Below are 22,012 nucleotides of genomic sequence, written 5' to 3'. Positions count from 1 at the left end.
GCATCATTAACTTACCAAACAGCATCCGCCCTTTTTCCCCACCGGAAAGCACTTTAGCTGGCTTTTTGATGTCGTCCTGGCTGAACAGCAAACGACCGAGAATGCTGCGTACCGCCTGCTCGTCATCGCCTTCCTGCTTCCACTGACTCATCCATTCGAACACGGTCAGATCATTTTCAAACTCATATTCGTGGTCCTGGGCGTAGTAACCAATGCGCGCGTTTTCAGACCATTTTACGGTGCCGCTGTCCGGTTGCAGATCGCCCACCAGCGTTTTCAGCAGCGTTGATTTACCGACGCCGTTGGTACCCAGTACCGCAAGTTTTTCACCGACCTCCAGCAGCAGGTTGAGATTTTTAAACAGTGGACCGTTATCAAACCCTTTGGTCAGACCTTCCACTTCCAGCGCGTTACGGAACAGTTTCTTATCCTGTTCAAAACGGATGAACGGGTTCTGACGGCTGGAGGCTTTCACCTCTTCCAGTTTGATTTTATCAATCTGGCGCGCGCGCGAAGTTGCCTGGCGAGATTTCGAGGCGTTGGCGCTAAAGCGGCTAACGAAAGATTGCAACTCAGCAATCTGCGCTTTCTTCTTGGCGTTATCGGCCAGCAGACGTTCACGCGCCTGGGTCGCCGCCGTCATGTACTCATCGTAGTTACCCGGATAAACGCGCAGCTCGCCGTAATCCAGATCCGCCATGTGGGTACAGACCATGTTAAGGAAGTGACGGTCGTGCGAGATGATGATCATGGTGCTGTCACGCTCGTTCAGCACCTGTTCCAGCCAGCGAATGGTGTCGATGTCGAGGTTGTTGGTCGGTTCGTCGAGCAGGAGAATATCCGGATCAGCAAACAGCGCCTGCGCCAGAAGCACACGCAGCTTCCAGCCAGGAGCAACTTCACTCATCGGGCCGTAGTGCTGTTCCACTGGAATTCCCACGCCAAGCAACAATTCACCGGCGCGAGCTTCCGCAGAGTAACCGTCCATTTCGCCGTATTTAACTTCCAGATCGGCCACTTTATAGCCGTCTTCCTCACTCATTTCCGGCAAAGCATAGATGCGGTCACGCTCCTGCTTCACTTCCCACAACTCTTTATGCCCCATGATCACCGTATCCAGCACAGTGAACTCTTCAAAGGCAAACTGATCCTGACGCAGCTTACCAATGCGCTCGTTGGGATCGAGGGAAACGTTACCCAAAGTCGGCTCTAAGTCGCCGCCGAGGATCTTCATAAAGGTGGATTTACCACTACCGTTCGCGCCAATCAGGCCGTAACGGTTGCCGCCGCCAAATTTGACGGAAATGTTTTCAAACAACGGCTTACTGCCGAACTGCATGGTGACGTTACTGGAAACTAACACAGGCGTATCCTGAAAAGAGATATGACAAACCGCGCATTATGCCATAAGTCTGAAAGAAGATCCTGCTCCTCGCTTAAGGTCTACACTCAAGCCAAAGGCAAAAAATGTGATTTCGTACACATCTGATTTCACTGTGAGCTGGAATGAACTTATAATGCGCTTCCAATACTCTAATATTCTCAACCCAATGGCCTGCCAGGCACAAAATCTCGCTTAACATGAATATGAAATTGAAAACATTATTCGCAGCGGCCTTCGCTGTTGTCGGCTTTTGCAGTACCGCCTCTGCGGTAACTTATCCTCTGCCAACCGACGGGAGTCGCCTGGTTGGTCAGAATCAGGTGATCACCATTCCTGAAGGTAACACTCAGCCGCTGGAGTATTTTGCCGCGGAGTACCAGATGGGGCTTTCCAATATGATGGAAGCGAACCCGGGTGTGGATACCTTCCTGCCGAAAGGCGGTACTGTACTGAACATTCCGCAGCAGCTGATCCTGCCGGATACCGTTCATGAAGGCATCGTCATTAACAGTGCAGAGATGCGTCTGTATTACTATCCGAAAGGGACCAACACCGTTATCGTGCTGCCGATCGGCATTGGTCAGTTAGGCAAAGATACGCCTATCAACTGGACCACTAAAGTTGAGCGTAAGAAAGCAGGCCCGACCTGGACGCCGACCGCCAAAATGCACGCAGAGTACCGCGCTGCGGGCGAACCGCTTCCGGCTGTCGTTCCGGCAGGTCCGGATAACCCGATGGGGCTGTATGCACTCTACATCGGTCGCCTGTACGCTATCCATGGCACCAACGCCAACTTCGGTATCGGCCTGCGTGTAAGTCATGGTTGTGTGCGTCTGCGTAACGAAGACATCAAATTCCTGTTCGAGAAAGTACCGGTCGGTACCCGCGTACAGTTTATTGATGAGCCGGTAAAAGCGACCACCGAGCCAGACGGCAGCCGTTATATTGAAGTCCATAACCCGCTGTCTACCACCGAAGCCCAGTTTGAAGGTCAGGAAATTGTGCCAATTACCCTGACGAAGAGCGTGCAAACAGTGACCGGTCAGCCAGATGTTGACCAGGTTGTTCTTGATGAAGCGATTAAAAACCGCTCCGGGATGCCGGTTCGTCTGAATTAATCTTCAAAACTTAAAGCAAAAGGCGGACTCATAATCCGCCTTTTTTATTTGCCAGACCCTAGTTGGCCGGGAGTATAACTAACAAAACATATCCCACCAACGCCGCCCACAACAGCATCGGTATTGAATAGAGATGGAAACGCCACCAGATGCGGCGATCGTTCGCCATACGTAGCGCAATCAAATTTGCCAGCGATCCGGGTAATAACCCAAAGCCACCTACGTTTACCGCCCATGCCAGTAATAAAGACGGCGGCACATAGTTCAGCAACAATATGGTACTCGGCACGTTACTGATCACCTGCGATAAACCGATTGCCGTTAACCATAACCCGGGTTCAGATAAATGACTCACGTTACCCAACACGCCTTGCAACGCTGGAAGCTGGGTCAGTAAATGGACGTCGATAAACATCGCCATAAACACCAGCAGCAGCGTCCAGTCCACACTGAGCACCACGCGACGTGCCAGCAGCGCAAAGCCTGCCGCCACAATCACCAGTCCCCACAGCTCTTGTTTGAACTCCAGCGCCGTCAGAAAGACGATATACAGCCCCAGACAACTCCACACCAGCCGCGGTTTCCACTCCAGTGTTTGCACCCCCGTATGGTATTGCAGCGCCTTTCCAGGGAAACAACACCAGCACAGGAGCAGGAGCGTCAGCATCATTGCGCCAGCCAGCGGTGCCATTTGGGCAATAAATCCGGCAAACGAAAGACCAGAACGTCCCCAGATAAGAATATTTTGCGGGTTGCCAATTGGCGTCAGTAGCGAACCAGCGTTGACTGCCAGCGCCTCAAAAATAATCAGCCGATTAACCGGGATCTCACACAGTCTTTTTAGCGTGATAGTCAGCGGAACAACAATAAACAGCGCGACATCGTTGGTCAGAAAGGTAGAAAGCAGCGCCGCCGCCAGCACCATAAACATCGCCAGGCGACGCTCCGTAGCAAAGCGGCGCACCATTTTGCGCCCCAGCACATCAAAATAACCGCTTAACTCCACACCTTTGGTCAGCAGCATCAGGCCGCTTAAGGTGATGATGGTGTGCCAGTCGATAGCAGCAGGCCAGGATTTCGGTGCAAAGGGCACGAAAAAGCTTAATCCGATACCAACAAGAATTAATAACTGAAAAAAACGATCGCCTTGCAGCGTGCGTAAAAAAGGCTGGCTCATTTGGCACCGTATTTCTGGGTAAACAAACGAAAAGCGTCGAGCGTCTCTTCACTAACATGGTGCTCCATGCCTTCCGCGTCGCGACGGGCGATTTCCGGACTGACGCCCAACACCAACAAGAAATTTTCGACTATCTGATGTCGCTCGCGGCTTTCCTGCGCCAGCTTCTCTCCTTCTGCCGTTAAAAACACGCCACGCCAGGGGATCATTTCAATCAGCCCCATGGTTGCCAGCCGCTTAAGCATTTTAGCCACCGTCGGTTGCGAAACTCCCAAACGAGCAGCCATGTCTACCTGACGAGCTTCCCCCACTTCCCTGATCAAGTCAGAAATCAGTTCAACGTAATCATCAATAAGCTCGCGCCGATGCGCCTCTCTGACCTGGCGGAACCCTTCAACGTGCTCTTCCACGTTCACTAACTGCGTCACTTTTTTTGCTGTTGGCGTACCTGCGCGACGACTCATTGTGCTTCCTCATTATGGTGACGCATACATAGCGTTCTCATTTCGTGCGCACATTGTAAACCAGAGTTGCGAAGGTACAAAAAATTAACGTTTTAGCAATAGCTATATAATATAGCCTGTGCTATATCTGTATGTAATGCAATCATCCCTCAAGGATCGACGGGATTAGCAAGTCAGGAGGTCTTATGAATGAGTTCAAGAGGTGTATACGCGTGTTTAGTCATTCTCCCTTTAAAGTACGGTTAATGCTGCTCTCTATGTTGTGCGATATGGTCAACAACAAACCGCAGCAAGATAAACCTTCAGATAAATAGCGGCGTCGCGGTACGCCGCTTCACTCCTGCTTTTATGCAGGCATAACGCGTTTTGGTCTGAAAAACCCCACTTTTTGTCGGATTTGCAATCCCCTTCGCAAAAGATTTGTTCGTCAGTAGTTGACCTGAACGGCGGCTCGCTCTATCTTCTTGCAGCCCTGCGTATATTGCGGCTCGCGGATGCGGACCCCTTTCCCCTCTTCACGCACTCTTGCAGGTATTGACCCTTGACGCCAGGGTAAGCACATGGCGTTTGTTACGATAGTGGCATATGAATTTAACCCTCAAAGAATCGCTTGTTACCCGTAGCCGGGTATTTAGCCCGTGGACTGCGTTCTACTTTTTACAGTCGCTATTAATTAACCTCGGCTTAGGTTACCCCTTCAGTTTGCTCTACACCGCTGCGTTTACGGCTATTTTGCTTTTGCTATGGCGAACATTGCCTCGCGTACAAAAAGTTCTGGTCGGTGTCAGTTCGCTGGTGGCGGCTTGTTATTTCCCTTTTGCTCAGGCCTACGGCGCGCCTAATTTCAATACATTGCTGGCATTGCACTCCACCAATATGGAAGAGTCGACCGAAATCCTGACGATTTTTCCGTGGTACAGCTACCTGGTCGGCTTATTTATTTTTGCGCTCGGCGTAATAGCAATCAGGCGAAAAAAAGAGAATGAAAAAGCGCGCTGGAATACCTTCGACAGCCTGTGTCTGGTATTCAGTGTGGCGACATTTTTTGTTGCTCCCGTGCAAAACCTGGCCTGGGGTGGCGTATTTAAACTGAAAGATACTGGCTATCCGGTATTTCGTTTTGCTAAGGATGTCATCGTCAATAATAACGAGGTGATTGAAGAGCAAGAACGGATGGCAAAACTTTCCGGAATGAAAGATACCTGGACGGTCACTGCCGTTAAGCCGAAGTATCAGACCTATGTGGTGGTGATCGGTGAAAGCGCGCGTCGCGATGCCCTCGGTGCCTTTGGCGGTCACTGGGACAATACCCCGTTTGCCAGCAGCGTTAACGGTTTGATATTTGCTGACTACATTGCCGCCAGTGGCTCCACGCAGAAATCGCTTGGCTTAACGCTCAATCGCGTAGTCGATGGCAAACCACAGTTTCAGGATAACTTTGTCACCCTGGCAAATCGCGCGGGCTTCCAGACCTGGTGGTTTTCCAACCAGGGCCAAATCGGCGAATACGATACTGCTATCGCCAGCATCGCCAAACGAGCAGATGAAGTGTACTTCCTGAAAGAAGGTAATTTTGAAGCAGATAAAAATACCAAAGACGAAGCGTTACTGGATATGACCGCTCAAGTGCTGGCGCAAGAGCACTCGCAACCGCAGCTGATTGTTCTACATCTGATGGGCTCACATCCGCAGGCCTGCGACAGGACACAAGGCAAATACGAAACCTTTGTGCAGTCGAAAGAAACGTCGTGCTATCTCTATACCATGACGCAAACGGACGATTTACTGCGCAAGCTGTACGATCAGTTACGCAACAGCGGCAGCAGCTTCTCGCTGGTTTACTTTTCTGACCACGGTCTGGCCTTTAAAGAGCGCGGCAAAGACGTGCAATACCTTGCCCATGATGATAAGTATCAGCAAAATTTCCAGGTGCCTTTTATGGTCATTTCCAGCGACGATAAAGCGCATCGGGTGATTAAAGCCCGCCGCTCAGCCAATGACTTCTTAGGTTTTTTCTCCCAGTGGACGGGAATTAAAGCGAAGGAAATTAACATCAAATACCCGTTTATATCTGAGAAGAAAGCCGGGTCGATATACATCACCAACTTCCAGTTACAGAAGGTGGATTACAACCATCTCGGAACCGATATTTTCGACCCGAAGCCTTAAAAACAAAAATCCGCCCCGAGAGGCGGATTTTTTATATCACCAAAGTGATTAGAAGCGGTAACCAACACCGGCAATCCAGGTGCCTACGTCAACGCTACGAATACGGCTCTGCTCGTAAGAGAAGTCCAGAGCAACGTTTTCCATCGGGTTGAACTGCAGACCAGCACCGTAGGAGAAACCGTAGTCGCTGGTGTCGTGTTTGTAGGTCGGGTATTCAGTGGTCTGGAATTTACCATAACCCACACCCACTACACCGTAGATGCTTGCCCAGTCGTTAATGCGGTAAGCCGGACCAGCAGTGATGCCGTAGTACTGGTTTTTGTTGTAGTCACCAGAGCTTGCAGTACGGCTTTTCTCGGTGTAAGTGAAAGAACCGATCACACCCAGCGGGCTGTTGTCTTCTTCATAGCGGTATTTCAGGTTGAAACCGCCCATTTTGTTCATTTGGCCCTGAGCGTCGCTCTGTGCGTAACCGCCAGTTACGGTAGAAGTCGCAGCTACGGAAGTACCTGCGGTGAAAGCCAGAACTGCGGCCAGTGCTGAAAGACATGCAATTTTTTTCATAACCACCTCAAATGTGATTCAAATAAGTCCTAAGTTTTAAATATATCAAAAATTAATGGGAAACTCTTCGCGATTTGTGATGTCTAACGGGCCATTTCATGTAACAGAACGTTTCCATACACCGCTATCCATCTAAATTTAAATCACTTTTTCAGAGAACTGCGTAAGTATTACGCATGTTTTCCCTGTCATTCATCCAGATTATTCCTAATCACCAGACTAATGATTCCATCAATCCTGGCGCATTTTAGTCAAAACGGGGGAAAATTTTTTCAACAAATGCTCAACCAGCATTGGGTATATCCAGTACACTCCACGCTTTACTTAAGTCTAGATATTTGTGGGAGAAAGGATGCCTGGTTCATTACGTAAAATGCCGGTCTGGTTACCAATAATCATATTGCTCGTTGCCATGGCGTCTATTCAGGGTGGAGCCTCGTTAGCTAAGTCACTTTTTCCTCTGGTGGGCGCACCGGGTGTCACTGCGCTGCGTCTGGCATTAGGAACGCTGATCCTCATCGCGTTCTTTAAGCCATGGCGACTGCGCTTTGCCAAAGAGCAACGGTTACCGCTGTTGTTTTACGGCGTTTCGCTGGGTGGGATGAATTATCTTTTTTATCTTTCTATTCAGACAGTACCGCTGGGTATTGCGGTGGCGCTGGAGTTCACCGGACCACTGGCGGTGGCGCTGTTCTCTTCTCGTCGCCCGGTAGATTTCGTCTGGGTTGTGCTGGCGGTTCTTGGTCTGTGGTTCCTGCTACCGCTGGGGCAAGACGTTTCCCATGTCGATTTAACCGGCTGTGCGCTGGCACTGGGGGCCGGGGCTTGTTGGGCTATTTACATTTTAAGTGGGCAACGCGCAGGAGCGGAACATGGCCCTGCGACGGTGGCAATTGGTTCGTTGATTGCAGCGTTAATTTTCGTGCCAATTGGAGCGCTTCAGGCTGGTGAAGCACTCTGGCACTGGTCGGTTATTCCATTGGGTCTGGCTGTCGCTATTCTCTCGACCGCTCTGCCTTATTCGCTGGAAATGATTGCCCTCACCCGTTTGCCAACACGGACATTTGGTACGCTGATGAGCATGGAACCGGCGCTGGCTGCCGTTTCCGGGATGATTTTCCTCGGAGAAACACTGACACCCATACAGCTGCTGGCGCTCGGCGCTATCATCGCCGCTTCAATGGGGTCTACGCTGACAGTACGCAAAGAGAGCAAAATAAAAGAATTAGACATTAATTAAATTTACATTTCTGCATGGTTATGCATAACCATGCAGAATTTCTCGCTACTTTTCCTCTACACCGTCTTTATATATCGAATTATGCAAAAGCATATTTATTCCGAAAATTCCTGGCGAGCAGATAAATAAGAATTGTTCTTATCAATATATCTAACTCATTGAATCTTTATTAGTTTTGTTTTTCACGCTTGTTACCACTATTAGTGTGATAGGAACAGCCAGAATAGCGGAACACATAGCCGGTGCTATACTTAGTCTCGTTAATTACTGGGACATAACATCAAGAGGATATGAAATTATGAGTACCGCTAAATTAGTTAAATCAAAAGCGACCAATCTGCTTTATACCCGCAACGATGTCTCCGACAGCGAGAAAAAAGCAACAGTAGAGTTGCTGAATCGCCAGGTTATCCAGTTTATTGATCTTTCTTTGATTACCAAACAAGCGCACTGGAACATGCGCGGCGCTAACTTCATTGCCGTACATGAAATGCTGGATGGCTTCCGCACCGCACTGATCGATCATCTGGATACCATGGCAGAACGTGCAGTGCAGCTGGGCGGTGTAGCTCTGGGGACCACTCAAGTTATCAACAGCAAAACCCCGCTGAAAAGTTACCCGCTGGACATCCACAACGTTCAGGATCACCTGAAAGAACTGGCTGACCGTTACGCAATCGTCGCTAATGACGTACGCAAAGCGATTGGCGAAGCGAAAGATGACGACACCGCAGATATCCTGACCGCCGCGTCTCGCGACCTGGATAAATTCCTGTGGTTTATCGAGTCTAACATCGAATAAATCCATCGCTGATGGTGCAGAACTTTAGTACCCGATAAAAGCGGCTTCCTGACAGGAGGCCGTTTTGTTTTGCAGCCCACCTCAACGCACTTATTTAGTGCATCCATCTGCTATCTCCAGCTGATTAAGTAAATTTTTTGTATCCACATCATCACACAATCGTTACATAAAGATTGTTTTTTCATCAGGTTTTACGCTAAATAATCACTGTGTTGAGTGCACAATTTTAGCGCACCAGATTGGTGCCCCAGAATGGTGCATCTTCAGGGTATTGCCCTATAAATCGTGCATCACGTTTTTGCCGCATCTCGAAAAATCAAGGAGTTGCAAAACTGGCACGATTTTTTCATATATGTGAATGTCACGCAGGGGATCGTCCCGTGGATAGAAAAAAGGAAATGCTATGAAGTCTGTATTAAAAGTTTCACTGGCTGCACTGACCCTGGCTTTTGCGGTTTCTTCTCATGCCGCGGATAAAAAATTAGTTGTCGCGACGGATACCGCCTTCGTTCCGTTTGAATTTAAACAGGGCGATAAATATGTGGGCTTTGACGTTGATCTGTGGGCTGCCATCGCTAAAGAGCTGAAGCTGGATTACGAACTGAAGCCGATGGATTTCAGTGGGATCATTCCGGCACTGCAAACCAAAAACGTCGATCTGGCGCTGGCGGGCATTACCATCACCGACGAGCGTAAAAAAGCGATCGATTTCTCTGACGGCTACTACAAAAGCGGCCTGTTAGTGATGGTGAAAGCTAACAATAACGATGTGAAAAGCGTGAAGGATCTCGACGGGAAAGTGGTTGCTGTGAAGAGCGGTACTGGCTCCGTTGATTACGCGAAAGCAAACATCAAAACTAAAGATCTGCGTCAGTTCCCGAACATCGATAACGCCTATATGGAACTGGGCACCAACCGCGCAGACGCCGTTCTGCACGATACGCCAAACATTCTGTACTTCATCAAAACCGCCGGTAACGGTCAGTTCAAAGCGGTAGGTGACTCTCTGGAAGCGCAGCAATACGGTATTGCGTTCCCGAAAGGTAGCGACGAGCTGCGTGACAAAGTCAACGGCGCGTTGAAAACCCTGCGCGAGAACGGAACTTACAACGAAATCTACAAAAAATGGTTCGGTACTGAACCGAAATAATAACGCTACACCTGTAAAACGCACTGGCAGTTCCCTCTCCCCTCTGGGGAGAGGATTAGGGTGAGGGGCGCAAACCCGCTCCGGGGCCATTAATTACCCTGAATTTGATTATTTACACCACGGTAACAGGAACAACATATGCAGTTTGACTGGAGTGCCATCTGGCCTGCTATTCCGCTTCTGATTGAAGGTGCCAAAATGACCCTGTGGATTTCGGTCCTCGGTCTGGCAGGCGGTCTGGTAATCGGATTGCTGGCAGGTTTTGCACGCACCTTCGGTGGTTGGATAGCCAACCACGTCGCGCTGGTCTTTATTGAAGTGATCCGCGGCACACCTATCGTCGTCCAGGTGATGTTTATCTATTTCGCCCTGCCGATGGCGTTTAACGACTTACGCATCGACCCATTTACTGCGGCGGTGGTCACCATCATGATCAACTCCGGCGCGTACATTGCGGAAATCACGCGTGGTGCGGTGCTGTCTATCCACAAAGGTTTTCGTGAAGCAGGACTGGCGCTCGGTCTTTCACGTTGGGAAACCATTCGCTACGTCATTTTACCGCTGGCACTGCGTCGTATGCTGCCGCCGCTGGGTAACCAGTGGATCATCAGCATTAAAGACACCTCGCTGTTTATTGTGATCGGCGTGGCGGAACTGACCCGTCAGGGGCAAGAAATTATTGCCGGTAACTTCCGCGCCCTTGAGATCTGGAGCGCCGTGGCGGTGTTCTATCTGATTATTACCCTGGTGCTGAGCTTTATTCTGCGTCGTCTGGAAAGAAGGATGAAAATCCTGTGATTGAATTTAAAAACGTCTCCAAGCACTTTGGCCCAACCCAGGTGCTGCACAATATCGATTTGAACATTGCCCAGGGCGAAGTCGTGGTGATTATCGGGCCGTCCGGTTCCGGTAAATCGACCCTGCTGCGCTGCATCAACAAACTGGAAGAAATCACCTCCGGCGATCTGATTGTCGATGGCCTGAAGGTTAACGATCCGAAAGTTGACGAGCGCCTGATTCGCCAGGAAGCAGGTATGGTGTTCCAGCAGTTTTACCTCTTCCCGCATCTGACGGCGCTGGAAAACGTCATGTTTGGTCCGCTACGCGTGCGTGGCGCGAACAAAGAAGAGGCGGAAAAACTGGCGCGTGAGCTGCTGGCGAAAGTCGGTCTGGCAGAACGTGCACATCACTACCCTTCCGAACTTTCTGGTGGTCAACAGCAGCGTGTGGCGATTGCCCGCGCGCTGGCGGTGAAGCCGAAAATGATGCTGTTTGATGAACCGACTTCCGCTCTTGACCCGGAACTGCGCCATGAAGTGCTGAAGGTTATGCAGGATCTGGCTGAAGAAGGGATGACGATGGTGATCGTGACCCACGAAATCGGTTTTGCCGAGAAAGTAGCTTCGCGGCTGATCTTTATCGACAAAGGCCGGATTGCGGAAGATGGCGATCCGCAGGTATTGATCAAGAACCCGCCGAGCCAGCGCTTGCAGGAATTTTTGCAGCACGTCTCTTAACTTCTCTGCCTCCCTTTCACCCGAAAGGGAGGCACACCAGATTCCTCTCATTTAAAATCGCCCCTCCCCCAGCATCTATACTTATCTTTTTGCTCTGTTTTCTCACTGGAGGAGTCATGCGGTGGATCCTGTTCATCCTCTTCTGCCTGCTGGGCGCACCTGCCCACGCGGTATCCATACCCGGCGTTACAACCACAACGACAACGGACTCAACGACTGAACCGGCCCCGGAACCGGATATCGAACAAAAAAAAGCGGCCTATGGCGCACTGGCGGATGTGCTGGATAACGACACCTCGCGTAAAGAATTGATCGACCAGTTGCGTACTGTCGCCGCGACGCCCCCTGCGGAACCGGTCCCGAAGATCGTGCCGCCGACGCTGGTTGAAGAGCAAACCGTGCTGCAAAAGGTCACCGAAGTCAGCCGCCATTATGGTGAAGCCCTTTCCGCCCGCTTCGGACAACTTTATCGCAATATCACCGGCTCCCCGCATAAGCCGTTTAATCCACAAACCTTCAGCAATGCGTTGACCCATTTTTCAATGTTAGCGGTATTAGTGTTTGGTTTTTACTGGCTGATTCGTCTGTGCGCACTGCCGCTGTATCGCAAAATGGGCCAGTGGGCGCGGCAAAAAAATCGCGAACGCAGCAACTGGCTGCAGCTTCCGGCGATGATTATCGGGGCGTTTATTATCGACCTACTGTTACTGGCACTGACATTGTTTGTCGGCCAGGTATTAAGCGACAACCTGAATGCGGGCAGTCGCACCATCGCTTTCCAACAAAGTTTGTTTCTCAACGCCTTTGCCCTGATTGAATTTTTCAAAGCCGTACTACGCCTGATTTTTTGCCCAAACGTGGCTGAACTGCGCCCGTTCACGATTCAGGACGAGAGCGCCCGTTACTGGAGTCGTCGCCTGAGCTGGTTAAGCAGTTTGATAGGTTATGGCCTGATTGTGGCCGTGCCGATTATCTCTAATCAGGTGAATGTACAGATAGGTGCGCTGGCGAACGTCATCATTATGCTGTGCATGACCGTCTGGGCGTTGTACCTGATCTTTCGCAATAAAAAAGAGATTACCCAACATTTGCTCAACTTTGCGGAGCATTCGCTGGCCTTTTTCAGCCTGTTTATCCGCGCCTTTGCGCTGGTGTGGCACTGGCTGGCAAGCGCCTATTTTATCGTGCTGTTTTTCTTTTCGTTGTTCGATCCGGGCAACAGCCTGAAATTTATGATGGGTGCAACGGTGCGCAGCCTGGCGATTATTGGTATCGCAGCGTTTGTTTCCGGTATGTTTTCCCGCTGGCTGGCGAAAACCATCACCCTCTCGCCACATACTCAGCGTAACTATCCGGAGCTACAAAAACGGCTGAATGGCTGGCTTTCGGCGGCGCTGAAAACGGCGCGTATTCTGACCGTCTGCGTGGCGGTAATGTTGCTGTTGAGCGCATGGGGATTGTTCGATTTCTGGAACTGGCTGCAAAACGGCGCGGGGCAGAAAACCGTAGATATCCTGATCCGCATCGCACTCATTCTTTTCTTCTCGGCGGTTGGCTGGACAGTGCTCGCCAGTTTGATCGAAAACCGGCTGGCTTCGGATATTCATGGCCGCCCGCTACCCAGCGCCCGTACGCGTACCCTGCTGACGCTGTTCCGTAACGCGCTGGCGGTGATTATCAGTACCATCACCATCATGATTGTGTTGTCGGAAATCGGCGTCAATATCGCGCCATTGCTGGCAGGTGCTGGGGCATTAGGTCTGGCTATCTCGTTTGGTTCGCAAACGCTGGTGAAAGATATTATCACCGGGGTATTTATTCAGTTTGAAAACGGCATGAACACTGGAGATTTGGTTACTATCGGGCCGTTGACCGGCACTGTGGAACGGATGTCGATTCGCTCCGTGGGCGTGCGTCAGGATACCGGGGCGTATCACATCATTCCTTGGTCTTCGATAACCACCTTTGCTAACTTCGTCCGCGGCATTGGTTCGGTGGTGGCAAACTACGATGTTGATCGCCATGAAGATGCTGATAAAGCCAATCAGGCACTGAAAGATGCGGTAGCGGAATTGATGGAAAACGAAGAAATTCGCGGGCTGGTTATTGGTGAACCAAACTTTGCCGGGATTGTCGGCTTAAGCAATACCGCGTTTACACTGCGTGTTTCGTTCACCACGCTGCCACTCAAACAGTGGACGGTCCGCTTTGCCCTCGACAGCCAGGTGAAAAAGCATTTCGACCTGGCAGGTGTTCGCGCGCCAGTGCAGACTTATCAGGTGCTGCCTGCTCCGGGCGCGGCCCCGGCTGAACCGCTGCCGCCGGGGGAGCCAACGCTTTAACGTTGGCGATTAACAAAACGGCGGCGCTGCTCGTCGTTCATAAAGGTCCAGGCAATAAAGCGACTCTGCTTTTGCCCCTGGGCCATCTCTTTTTTAACCACCTTCACCGCGCCCACGTCCGTCAGAGCACGATACAACGGCGGTAAGTTTTCACCACGAGAAACCAGCGAGGTAAACCACATCACCTGCTTCGCGAAGCCTTTGCTCTCTTCAATCATCTTTTTGATAAAGGCGACTTCACCACCTTCACACCACAACTCCTGTTGCTGGCCGCCAAAGTTCAGTGCATCGTCTTTGTTCAGCCCCAGGTTACGGCGTTTACGCTCACTACCTGCCCGTGCCGCAGCGGCGGAATCGTGGAATGGCGGGTTACACAAGGTCGCGTCGTATTGCTCGTTTTTATGGATGATGCCGTTAAAAATCGCCCCACTCTCTTTTTGCCGACGCAGACGAATGGCGCGGTTAAGCCCCGGATTAGCACTGATGATCGCCTGCGCACTACTTAACGCCTGACTGCTGGTTTCACTACCGGTAAAACGCCAGCCATATTCATGTACGCCAATCAGCGGATAAATACAGTTCGCACCAACGCCGATATCCAGAATGCTGGCATTAGCTGGAATTGTTCCGCTTGCTTCTGCCAGTAAATCGGCAAGGTGATGAATATAATCCGCCCGGCCCGGTACTGGCGGGCAGAGAAAACCGTCCGGGATATCCCAGTTCGCTACGGCGTAAAAATGGGCCAGCAATGCCTTATTGAGCGCCTTCACCGCCAGCGGATTGGCAAAGTCTACGCTTTGCTCCCCTGCGGGTGTAAGCGTGAGGAATTGCCTGAGTTCAGGATTGACCTGACAAAGCGTGGCGAGATCGTAGCGGCTGTGATGACGGTTGCGCGGATGCAACCCCGGTTTCTGGGCGGACATAGCATTCTCCTTTAAGCAGCGGCGTAAGATACCCGCATAACGCGACAGGGTAAATATCTGGCTGCGTTTATCATTCCCCAAAACCTTAACATGGCTATGGTTTATGGCAATTCATCATAAAAATCAGCATTATGCATGTCATTGATTTGTCTTATTTTGTAAAAAAATATCGTTCAAAAAATAAGCACATCTCTGTCAATTTTTTGCGTCATTTTCATCGCCCAGGCGACCTACACTTATCAGGCACTACCCGTTGTATTTATGAGGATGTCATTATGAAAAAGTGCCTCACACTACTGATTGCCACCGTCCTGAGCGGAATCTCTCTCACGGCTTATGCCGCGCAACCGATGAGTAACCTGGACAGCGGTCAGCTACGGCCCGCCGGTACCGTTTCGGCAACTGGCGCATCAAACCTAAGCGATCTGGAGGATAAACTGGCAGAAAAAGCGCGCGAGCAAGGCGCGAAAGGTTATGTCATTAATTCCGCAGGCGGAAATGACCAGATGTTCGGTACTGCAACCATCTACAAATAACCCCACCAACGTAACTGCATTCGCCTCTGGATGCAGTTTTCGCCTGTTTTGTAATCAAAAAACATCAAATATGAACGCAATGTAAATAAATGTATTTCTTTTTCGCGCAATGGGTGATAGAAAATCGCGTCAAGTGATAATGCTTATCAAAATTATTATCACTTGCACGAACACTATCACGAGATTAACAGTGGCATCGCATCCGCAGAGAGGCTTTCTCGTGGCAGTGAAAATTTCAACATATAAAAAAAAGTCACCTGCAAAATGGAAAACAATCGCAATTTCCCTGCCAGACAATTTCATTCGCTCACGTTCTTTGCCGGTCTTTGTATTGGCATCACGCCTGTGGCTCAGGCACTCGCCGCCGAAGGGCAAACTAACGCGGATGACACGCTGGTTGTCGAAGCATCAACGCCTTCGCTTTATGCGCCACAACAATCTGCCGATCCGAAATTCTCGCGTCCGGTAGCGGATACTACCCGCACGATGACGGTGATTTCTGAACAAGTGATTAAAGATCAGGGCGCAACCAACCTTAGCGACGCGCTCAAAAACGTCCCCGGCGTGGGTGCGTTTTTTGCGGGTGAGAACGGTAACTCCACCACTGGCGACGCCATTTATATGCGCGGTGCTGATACCTCTAACAGTATTTATATTGATGGCATTCGCGATATCGGCAGCGTCTCGCGCGACACCTTCAATACTGAGCAGGTCGAAGTGATTAAAGGGCCTTCCGGCACCGACTACGGGCGCAGCGCGCCGACGGGCTCGATCAATATGATCAGCAAGCAGCCGCGCAATGATTCCGGCATTGACGCCTCCGCCAGTATTGGCAGCGCCTGGTTCCGCCGCGGCACGCTGGACGTCAATCAGGTCATTGGTGATACCACTGCGGTGCGCCTGAATGTGATGGGCGAAAAAACGCACGATGCCGGACGCGACAAAGTCAAAAATGAGCGTTACGGCGTCGCCCCTTCTATCGCTTTTGGCCTTGGTACAGCGAATCGTTTGTATCTTAATTATCTGCATGTCACCCAGCACAACACGCCAGACGGCGGCATTCCGACCATCGGTTTGCCGGGTTATTCTGCCCCATCTGCGGGAACAGCGGCTCTGAATCATTCCGGAAAAGTTGATACTCATAACTTTTACGGCACGGATTCCGATTACGACGATTCGACCACCGACACCGCCACCATGCGTTTTGAGCACGACATCAACGATAACACCACCATTCGCAATACTACCCGTTGGTCGCGCGTAAAGCAGGATTACCTGATGACGGCGATTATGGGCGGGGCGTCGAATATTACTCAGCCCACCAGCGATGTGAATAGCTGGACCTGGTCACGCACGGCGAATACCAAAGATGTGAGTAATAAAATTCTCACCAACCAGACCAACCTGACCTCGACGTTCTATACCGGTTCTATCGGTCATGATGTCAGTACCGGCGTGGAATTTACCCGTGAAACGCAGACTAACTACGGCGTTAATCCGGTGACGTTACCCGCGGTAAATATTTATCATCCTGACAGCAGCATTCATCCCGGCGGCCTGACGCGCAACGGCGCAAACGCCAATGGTCAGACGGATACCTTCGCAATTTACGCCTTCGATACGCTGCAAATCACCCGTGATTTTGAGCTGAACGGCGGGATCCGTCTGGATAATTATCATACTGAATATGACAGTGCCACCGCCTGCGGCGGCAGCGGACGCGGTGCCATCACCTGCCCAGCTGGTGTGGCAAAAGGTTCTCCGGTCACCACCGTCGACACCGCCAAGTCGGGCAATCTGGTGAACTGGAAAGCCGGGGCGCTGTATCACCTGACGGAAAACGGTAATGTCTATATTAACTATGCCGTTTCCCAGCAGCCTCCGGGCGGCAACAACTTCGCCCTTGCGCAGTCTGGCAGCGGTAACAGTGCCAACCGCACCGATTTTAAACCGCAAAAAGCCAACACCAGCGAGATTGGCACCAAATGGCAGGTTCTGGATAAACGCCTGTTGCTCACCGCCGCGCTGTTCCGTACTGATATCGAAAATGAAGTTGAGCAAAATGATGACGGAACTTACTCGCAATACGGTAAGAAACGTGTCGAAGGCTATGAGATATCCGTGGCCGGGAATATCATGCCCGCGTGGCAGGTGATTGGCGGCTATACCCAGCAAAAAGCAACCATCAAAAACGGCAAAGATGTTGCCCAGGATGGTTCCTCATCGCTGCCGTATACCCCGGAGCACGCCTTCACCTTATGGAGCCAGTATCAGGCAACAGATGATATCTCTGTTGGCGCGGGCGCACGCTATATCGGCAGTATGCATAAAGGTTCAGACGGCGCGGTGGGAACGCCAGCGTTTACCGAAGGTTACTGGGTCGCCGATGCCAAACTGGGGTATCGGGTTAATCGCAATCTCGACTTCCAGCTAAACGTTTACAACCTGTTTGATACCGATTACGTCGCCTCAATCAACAAGAGCGGCTACCGTTATCACCCGGGCGAGCCAAGAACCTTCTTGCTCACAGCCAATATGCATTTCTGATTCAGATGTGGGGCGCAGGCCCCACTTTTTGGAGAACTTGTATGATGTACCACATTCCCGGCGTGTTATCGCCACAGGACGTCGCCCGGTTTCGCGAACAACTGGAACAAGCCGAATGGGTGGATGGACGCGTCACCACCGGCGCACAAGGTGCGCAAGTTAAGAACAATCAACAGGTCGACACCCGCAGCACGTTATACGCCGCCCTGCAAAATGAGGTGCTGAACGCGGTTAACCAACATGCTTTATTCTTTGCCGCGGCCTTGCCGCGTACCCTTTCCACGCCGCTGTTTAATCGCTATCAGAACAATGAAACCTATGGTTTCCATGTGGATGGCGCAGTACGCAGCCATCCACAAAACGGCTGGATGCGTACTGACCTTTCTGCCACGCTGTTTTTAAGCGATCCACAAAGCTGCGACGGCGGCGAACTGGTCGTTAATGACACCTTCGGACAACATCGGGTAAAACTCCCGGCAGGCGATCTCGTGTTGTATCCCTCCAGCAGCCTGCATTGCGTGACACCCGTAACCCGCGGCGTACGAGTGGCATCATTTATGTGGATCCAGTCGATGATCCGTGATGATAAAAAGCGCGCCATGCTGTTTGAACTGGACAACAATATTCAGTCGCTGAAAAGCCGCTACGGCGAAAGTGAAGAGATCCTGTCGCTGCTTAATCTTTATCATAATCTGCTGCGGGAATGGTCGGAGATCTGATGCTTGAACTGCCCAAGTTCGTCCCTGGATTAGCTACACTTAACTGTACAAGCATTGATATGGGGAGGACGATATGGCATCCGGTTGGGCTAACGATGACGCCGTCAACGAACAGATCAACAGTACAATTGAAGATGCGATTGCCCGCGCTCGGGGTGAAATTCCGCGTGGCGAAAGCCTGGATGAATGTGAAGAGTGCGGTGCCCCCATCCCGCAAGCCCGTCGGGAAGCCATTCCTGGCGTGCGCTTATGCATTCATTGTCAGCAGGAGAAAGATTTACAAAAACCAGCGTATACAGGATATAATCGCAGAGGTTCGAAAGACAGCCAGTTACGTTAACTACAACTGGCGAGATGCATAGCGAGTATAATTTGTATTTTGCGTGGCATTCCGTGCCTTTAACGCTGCTGTGACTGCCACGCGGCATAAAACAAGTCCATAAGTACAACAAATAAATGGTTTATCAGTATGTTAGATATCAATCAATTTATTTGAACAAGGCGGTCAATTCTCTTCGATTTTATCTCTCGTAAAAAAACGTGATACTCATCACATCGACGAAACAACGTCACTTATACAAAAATCACCTGCGAGAGATTAATTATGAAAACTATCAATACTGTTGTTGCTGCTATGGCTCTTTCAACTCTGTCATTTGGCGTGTTTGCCGCGGAACCGGTAACGGCATCCCAGGCACAGAACATGAATAAAATCGGCGTGGTTTCTGCCGATGGCGCATCCACCCTCGATGCCCTGGAAGCGAAACTGGCTGAGAAAGCCGCGGCAGCCGGTGCCAGTGGATACAGCATCACTTCCGCCACCAACAACAATAAATTAAGCGGTACTGCGGTAATTTATAAGTAATTCGTAGGACGGATAAGGCGTTTACGCCGCATCCGGCAACAGATGCCTGATGCGACGCTACCGCGTCTTATCAGGCCTACAAAATCCGAACCGTTGGACGGATCAGGCGTTTACGCTACGTCCAGCACAAGTATTTCCCTGTCTGTTTGCCGACAGACGCATATGCTCTAACCCTCATTGATCCTATGTTACCCTTGTTTGCCCGTCCGCCACTGGACGGGCTTTTTTTTAGCTGGCTAACTGCTGACAGAAAGCCTGCAACGTCTCTTCCGGCATACCAATCTGCCGCGCTGCATCACAAATGGCCTGCCAGCTTCCCGCATCCAGTGGAATCCCCTGCTTCTGCCGTTCGCGACGCGTGTTCACTTCCCACTCGCCCGGTAGCAAAATCGGCTTATCATCATCATGCGGCGAGGCTTTCACCCACTCGGCAAAGGCTTCGGTCTGCGCGTTACAATCCGGCGCGCCGAAGAGTTCCGGGTTGATGATGATAGTGGTCATGCAGTTAAGAATGGCATCGGGACTGGTTTGTAACGTTTCCTGATGCGTCGTTTTACCGCCGGAAAGCGCCCCGCCAAGAATTTCACACATCGCGGCAAGGGCGTAGCCTTTATGTTCGGCAAAGGTCAACAGCGAACCCAACGGCGACTCCTGCATTACCGCCGGATTGGTCGTCGGCACGCCGTTAACGTCAATCAGGCAACCTGGCGGCACGGGGACGCCTTTATGCCAGGCGACGCGGGTTTTGCCAAATGCAATGGCGCTGGTGGCGTAATCAAGCAACAGCGGGAAATTATCTTTACGAGGGAAAACCACACAGAACGGATTGGTGCCAAAGCGGCTGTCGCGACCGTGGAACGGTGCGACCATTGGAATACCGACCACGCTAACAAAGTGGATAGAGACAAACCCCGCCGCTGCACACTGCTCCGCCCAGTAACCGATACGGCCGATATGATGCGAGTTATGTAGCGCCACGGCAGCAATACCGTGCTGATGCGCTTTCTCAATCCCCAGCGCCATCGCTTCGTGTGCCGCGACCTGACCGAATGCGCGATCGCCATCGAGCGTGACTGCCGCCCCCGCCTCTTTAACGATTTTGGCATGATGGTTAATTTGCAGATGCCCCTGACTCCAGGAACGCACATAGCTTGGGATCATGCCAATACCATGAGAATCATGCCCTGCCAGGTTTGCCGCGATTAAATGATCGGCCACTAATTTCGCTTCTTGTTCCTCGCTACCCATCTGACGAAATACAGCCTGAATAAAACTGTGCAGCGTCTGAGCATCAAAGCGATGACCACTTTCCATGGTTAACTCCTGTTTATGTTATGTGTTTGTTGTTTTTTTATGCTGCACGCCGGGCGTGGGAAGGTCAATAAAGATGCAGGAATTTCATATTGCGGTGGGGTAAAAGCCGGATGACATGGCTCATCCGGCTGAGAAAAGAATTAAAATGCCTGATTAACGCGCGCCAGGCCGTCGCTGATAGTTGCCGCTTCACCCGTAGCCACCAGGCAGCAAGCCATCTGGATTTTCAGCGATTCGGGAATCGGTTCGCTGCCAGCAAGGCAACGCTCAATCCACTGCGCCGTGGTTTCCGGATCTTTTGCTTGTGGCAGTAACTCGCTACCAGCAGGGTCCTGTTTTTCATACAGCACCCGCATCCCTTCACGGTCAATGAGATTGATCTGCGGGCAGCGCTGCGGATTAGCATACACTTCACCTTCAGTACCATGCATTAGTAGCGCCCGCCCGCCGATATCGCTAAAGAACTTCGCGACGCGTCCAATGTATTCCGGATGCGAAACGCTGGAAAGACGCAGCGCCTCACCTTCGGCAAATGGCGTCGCCAGTTTCGCCAGGGTATGTGCACTGTTACGCACGCCCATCCGCCAGCGCATCGCCAGTTGTTTTTCCAGCGGCGGGCAAAACGCGCCGACTGGCATAAACACCGGTTGATGTTCGTCGAGCTTCGCCTGCGCCTGCCCGCCGTGCAACGTTGGCGTAATACCCATCAATTCAAAAATGGTTTCAGTCAGCACGCGGGTTGGATCTTCGCTAACCCCGTGAACCACCACAGGAAAACCGAGTTTGTGCAGGAGAATCGCCAACAACGGCGTCAGGTTGGCCTGTTTACGCGCGCCGTTGTAACTGGGGATGACAATCGGCATCGGCTTGCCTGCAGGCGGCGTCAGCTTGATGGTGTGATTTTGCATGGCTTCGTAAAAGCCGAGCATCTCTGCTTCCCCTTCCCCTTTGATACGTAGCGCAATCAATACGCCGCCCAACTCAAGGTCAGGGACTTCACCATTGAGCATATGGGCATACAGACCGCGCGCAGTATCCCGGTCTAAATCGCGCGCGTGGTTTTTCCCGCGCCCGATCTCTTTAATGATTTTGCGATAGTCCATTTACGACTCCTTACCTGACTCACATCATTAACGCCGCCGACGGCGTGGGGATTTCGTTTTTTCTTTCTTTTTAACTAT

General features: G+C 51.2%; 23 protein-coding genes and 1 pseudogene (1 of these 24 cut by a window edge). 14 read left to right on the top strand and 10 right to left on the bottom strand.

From position 1 onward, the window contains the following. The coding region (locus QZF50_RS09910; RefSeq protein ID WP_290388867.1) for an ABC-F family ATPase at window positions 1-1,363 on the bottom strand (1,363 nt) is incomplete at its 3' end. Window positions 1,364-1,581: 218 nt separating this feature from the next. Here QZF50_RS09910 and ldtB point away from each other — a divergent pair. Then, entirely contained in the window at window positions 1,582-2,502 is a 921-nt protein-coding gene (gene ldtB / locus QZF50_RS09905; protein ID WP_001056384.1) for a L,D-transpeptidase, read from the top strand. A 58-nt stretch (window positions 2,503-2,560) separates the two neighbouring features. Here the strand turns inward: ldtB and QZF50_RS09900 are convergent, their stop codons facing one another. Together QZF50_RS09900 and mntR are read right to left on the bottom strand one after the other, a co-directional pair. Then, a complete protein-coding gene (locus QZF50_RS09900; protein ID WP_000081845.1) occupies window positions 2,561-3,679 on the bottom strand; it encodes an anion transporter in 1,119 nt (372 codons plus the stop codon). Beyond that, the gene (gene mntR / locus QZF50_RS09895) at window positions 3,676-4,143 is read right to left on the bottom strand and encodes a manganese-binding transcriptional regulator MntR (RefSeq protein ID WP_000091018.1); all 468 of its coding nucleotides are present in this window, start codon (window positions 4,141-4,143) and stop codon (window positions 3,676-3,678) included. The genes QZF50_RS09900 and mntR overlap by 4 nt, the downstream gene beginning before the upstream one ends. Before the next feature lie 185 nt (window positions 4,144-4,328). Here mntR and mntS point away from each other — a divergent pair, with 185 nt between their 5' ends. Further along, entirely contained in the window at window positions 4,329-4,457 is a 129-nt protein-coding gene (gene mntS / locus QZF50_RS09890; protein ID WP_001001756.1) for a manganase accumulation protein MntS, read from the top strand. Window positions 4,458-4,728: 271 nt separating this feature from the next. Beyond that, the gene (opgE, locus tag QZF50_RS09885) at window positions 4,729-6,312 is read left to right on the top strand and encodes a phosphoethanolamine transferase (RefSeq protein ID WP_001054679.1); all 1,584 of its coding nucleotides are present in this window, start codon (window positions 4,729-4,731) and stop codon (window positions 6,310-6,312) included. Between the two features lie 48 nt (window positions 6,313-6,360). Here the strand turns inward: opgE and ompX are convergent, their stop codons facing one another. After that, window positions 6,361-6,876, bottom strand: coding sequence for an outer membrane protein OmpX (gene ompX / locus QZF50_RS09880; protein ID WP_001295296.1), 516 nt, complete (start codon window positions 6,874-6,876; stop codon window positions 6,361-6,363). 52 nt (window positions 6,877-6,928) lie between these two features. Then, on the bottom strand, window positions 6,929-6,994 hold the full coding sequence (locus QZF50_RS09875; protein WP_120795379.1) for a protein YliM: 66 nt from the start codon (window positions 6,992-6,994) through the stop codon (window positions 6,929-6,931). 234 nt (window positions 6,995-7,228) lie between these two features. Here QZF50_RS09875 and rhtA point away from each other — a divergent pair, with 234 nt between their 5' ends. From rhtA to ybiO, 6 genes are all read left to right on the top strand, one after another. Further along, entirely contained in the window at window positions 7,229-8,116 is an 888-nt protein-coding gene (gene rhtA / locus QZF50_RS09870) for a threonine/homoserine exporter RhtA (RefSeq protein ID WP_001119538.1), read from the top strand. A 298-nt stretch (window positions 8,117-8,414) separates the two neighbouring features. After that, a complete protein-coding gene (gene dps / locus QZF50_RS09865; protein ID WP_000100800.1) occupies window positions 8,415-8,918 on the top strand; it encodes a DNA starvation/stationary phase protection protein Dps in 504 nt (167 codons plus the stop codon). A gap of 403 nt (window positions 8,919-9,321) precedes the next feature. After that, window positions 9,322-10,068 carry a glutamine ABC transporter substrate-binding protein GlnH gene (glnH, locus tag QZF50_RS09860; RefSeq protein ID WP_000843866.1) on the top strand — a complete coding sequence of 249 codons (747 nt, stop codon included), beginning with the start codon at window positions 9,322-9,324 and terminating at the stop codon, window positions 10,066-10,068. 138 nt (window positions 10,069-10,206) lie between these two features. Continuing rightward, window positions 10,207-10,866 carry a glutamine ABC transporter permease GlnP gene (gene glnP, locus QZF50_RS09855; protein ID WP_001159065.1) on the top strand — a complete coding sequence of 220 codons (660 nt, stop codon included), beginning with the start codon at window positions 10,207-10,209 and terminating at the stop codon, window positions 10,864-10,866. Continuing rightward, window positions 10,863-11,585, top strand: a complete 723-nt coding sequence (gene glnQ, locus QZF50_RS09850; protein WP_000569080.1) for a glutamine ABC transporter ATP-binding protein GlnQ — start codon at window positions 10,863-10,865, stop codon at window positions 11,583-11,585. Before glnP ends, glnQ begins: the two co-directional genes overlap by 4 nt. A gap of 116 nt (window positions 11,586-11,701) precedes the next feature. Then, window positions 11,702-13,927, top strand: a complete 2,226-nt coding sequence (gene ybiO, locus QZF50_RS09845) for a mechanosensitive channel protein (protein ID WP_001267255.1) — start codon at window positions 11,702-11,704, stop codon at window positions 13,925-13,927. Here the strand turns inward: ybiO and rlmF are convergent. Next, the gene (gene rlmF, locus QZF50_RS09840; protein ID WP_001275941.1) at window positions 13,924-14,850 is read right to left on the bottom strand and encodes a 23S rRNA (adenine(1618)-N(6))-methyltransferase RlmF; all 927 of its coding nucleotides are present in this window, start codon (window positions 14,848-14,850) and stop codon (window positions 13,924-13,926) included. The two genes, ybiO and rlmF, sit on opposite strands and share 4 nt — an antisense overlap. 275 nt (window positions 14,851-15,125) lie before the next feature. Here rlmF and mcbA point away from each other — a divergent pair, with 275 nt between their 5' ends. The 5 genes from mcbA (at window position 15,126) to ybiJ (ending at window position 19,517) form a co-directional block, all read left to right on the top strand. Next, window positions 15,126-15,386 carry a DUF1471 family periplasmic protein McbA gene (mcbA, locus tag QZF50_RS09835; RefSeq protein ID WP_000710619.1) on the top strand — a complete coding sequence of 87 codons (261 nt, stop codon included), beginning with the start codon at window positions 15,126-15,128 and terminating at the stop codon, window positions 15,384-15,386. 264 nt (window positions 15,387-15,650) lie between these two features. Then, window positions 15,651-17,933, top strand: a complete 2,283-nt coding sequence (locus QZF50_RS09830) for a catecholate siderophore receptor Fiu (protein WP_290388866.1) — start codon at window positions 15,651-15,653, stop codon at window positions 17,931-17,933. Between the two features lie 41 nt (window positions 17,934-17,974). Beyond that, a complete protein-coding gene (gene ybiX / locus QZF50_RS09825) occupies window positions 17,975-18,652 on the top strand; it encodes a PKHD-type hydroxylase YbiX (protein ID WP_061892224.1) in 678 nt (225 codons plus the stop codon). Between the two features lie 73 nt (window positions 18,653-18,725). Continuing rightward, on the top strand, window positions 18,726-18,992 hold the full coding sequence (gene ybiI, locus QZF50_RS09820) for a C4-type zinc finger protein YbiI (RefSeq protein WP_000146343.1): 267 nt from the start codon (window positions 18,726-18,728) through the stop codon (window positions 18,990-18,992). 264 nt (window positions 18,993-19,256) lie between these two features. Next, window positions 19,257-19,517 carry a DUF1471 family protein YbiJ gene (gene ybiJ / locus QZF50_RS09815; protein WP_000849301.1) on the top strand — a complete coding sequence of 87 codons (261 nt, stop codon included), beginning with the start codon at window positions 19,257-19,259 and terminating at the stop codon, window positions 19,515-19,517. 102 nt (window positions 19,518-19,619) lie between these two features. Here the strand turns inward: ybiJ and ybiE are convergent, their stop codons facing one another. The 4 genes and pseudogenes from ybiE to dinG form a co-directional block, all read right to left on the bottom strand. Then, a complete protein-coding gene (gene ybiE / locus QZF50_RS09810; RefSeq protein WP_211180490.1) occupies window positions 19,620-19,679 on the bottom strand; it encodes a protein YbiE in 60 nt (19 codons plus the stop codon). 66 nt (window positions 19,680-19,745) lie between these two features. Then, entirely contained in the window at window positions 19,746-20,831 is a 1,086-nt protein-coding gene (gene hcxB / locus QZF50_RS09805; RefSeq protein ID WP_000443508.1) for a hydroxycarboxylate dehydrogenase HcXB, read from the bottom strand. Between the two features lie 140 nt (window positions 20,832-20,971). Then, complete coding sequence (gene ybiB, locus QZF50_RS09800) at window positions 20,972-21,934, bottom strand: DNA-binding protein YbiB (protein ID WP_000386540.1); 963 nt, start codon at window positions 21,932-21,934, stop codon at window positions 20,972-20,974. Window positions 21,935-21,961: 27 nt separating this feature from the next. Continuing rightward, window positions 21,962-22,012: pseudogene (gene dinG / locus QZF50_RS09795) on the bottom strand (ATP-dependent DNA helicase DinG); it runs 2,083 nt beyond the window's last position.

This window comes from uncultured Escherichia sp. (genome assembly GCF_948475835.1).
Lineage (GTDB): Bacteria > Pseudomonadota > Gammaproteobacteria > Enterobacterales > Enterobacteriaceae > ECMA0423.
The sequence above is the reverse complement of the archived record's forward strand: the minus strand, read 5'-3'. Positions and strand labels throughout refer to the sequence as shown.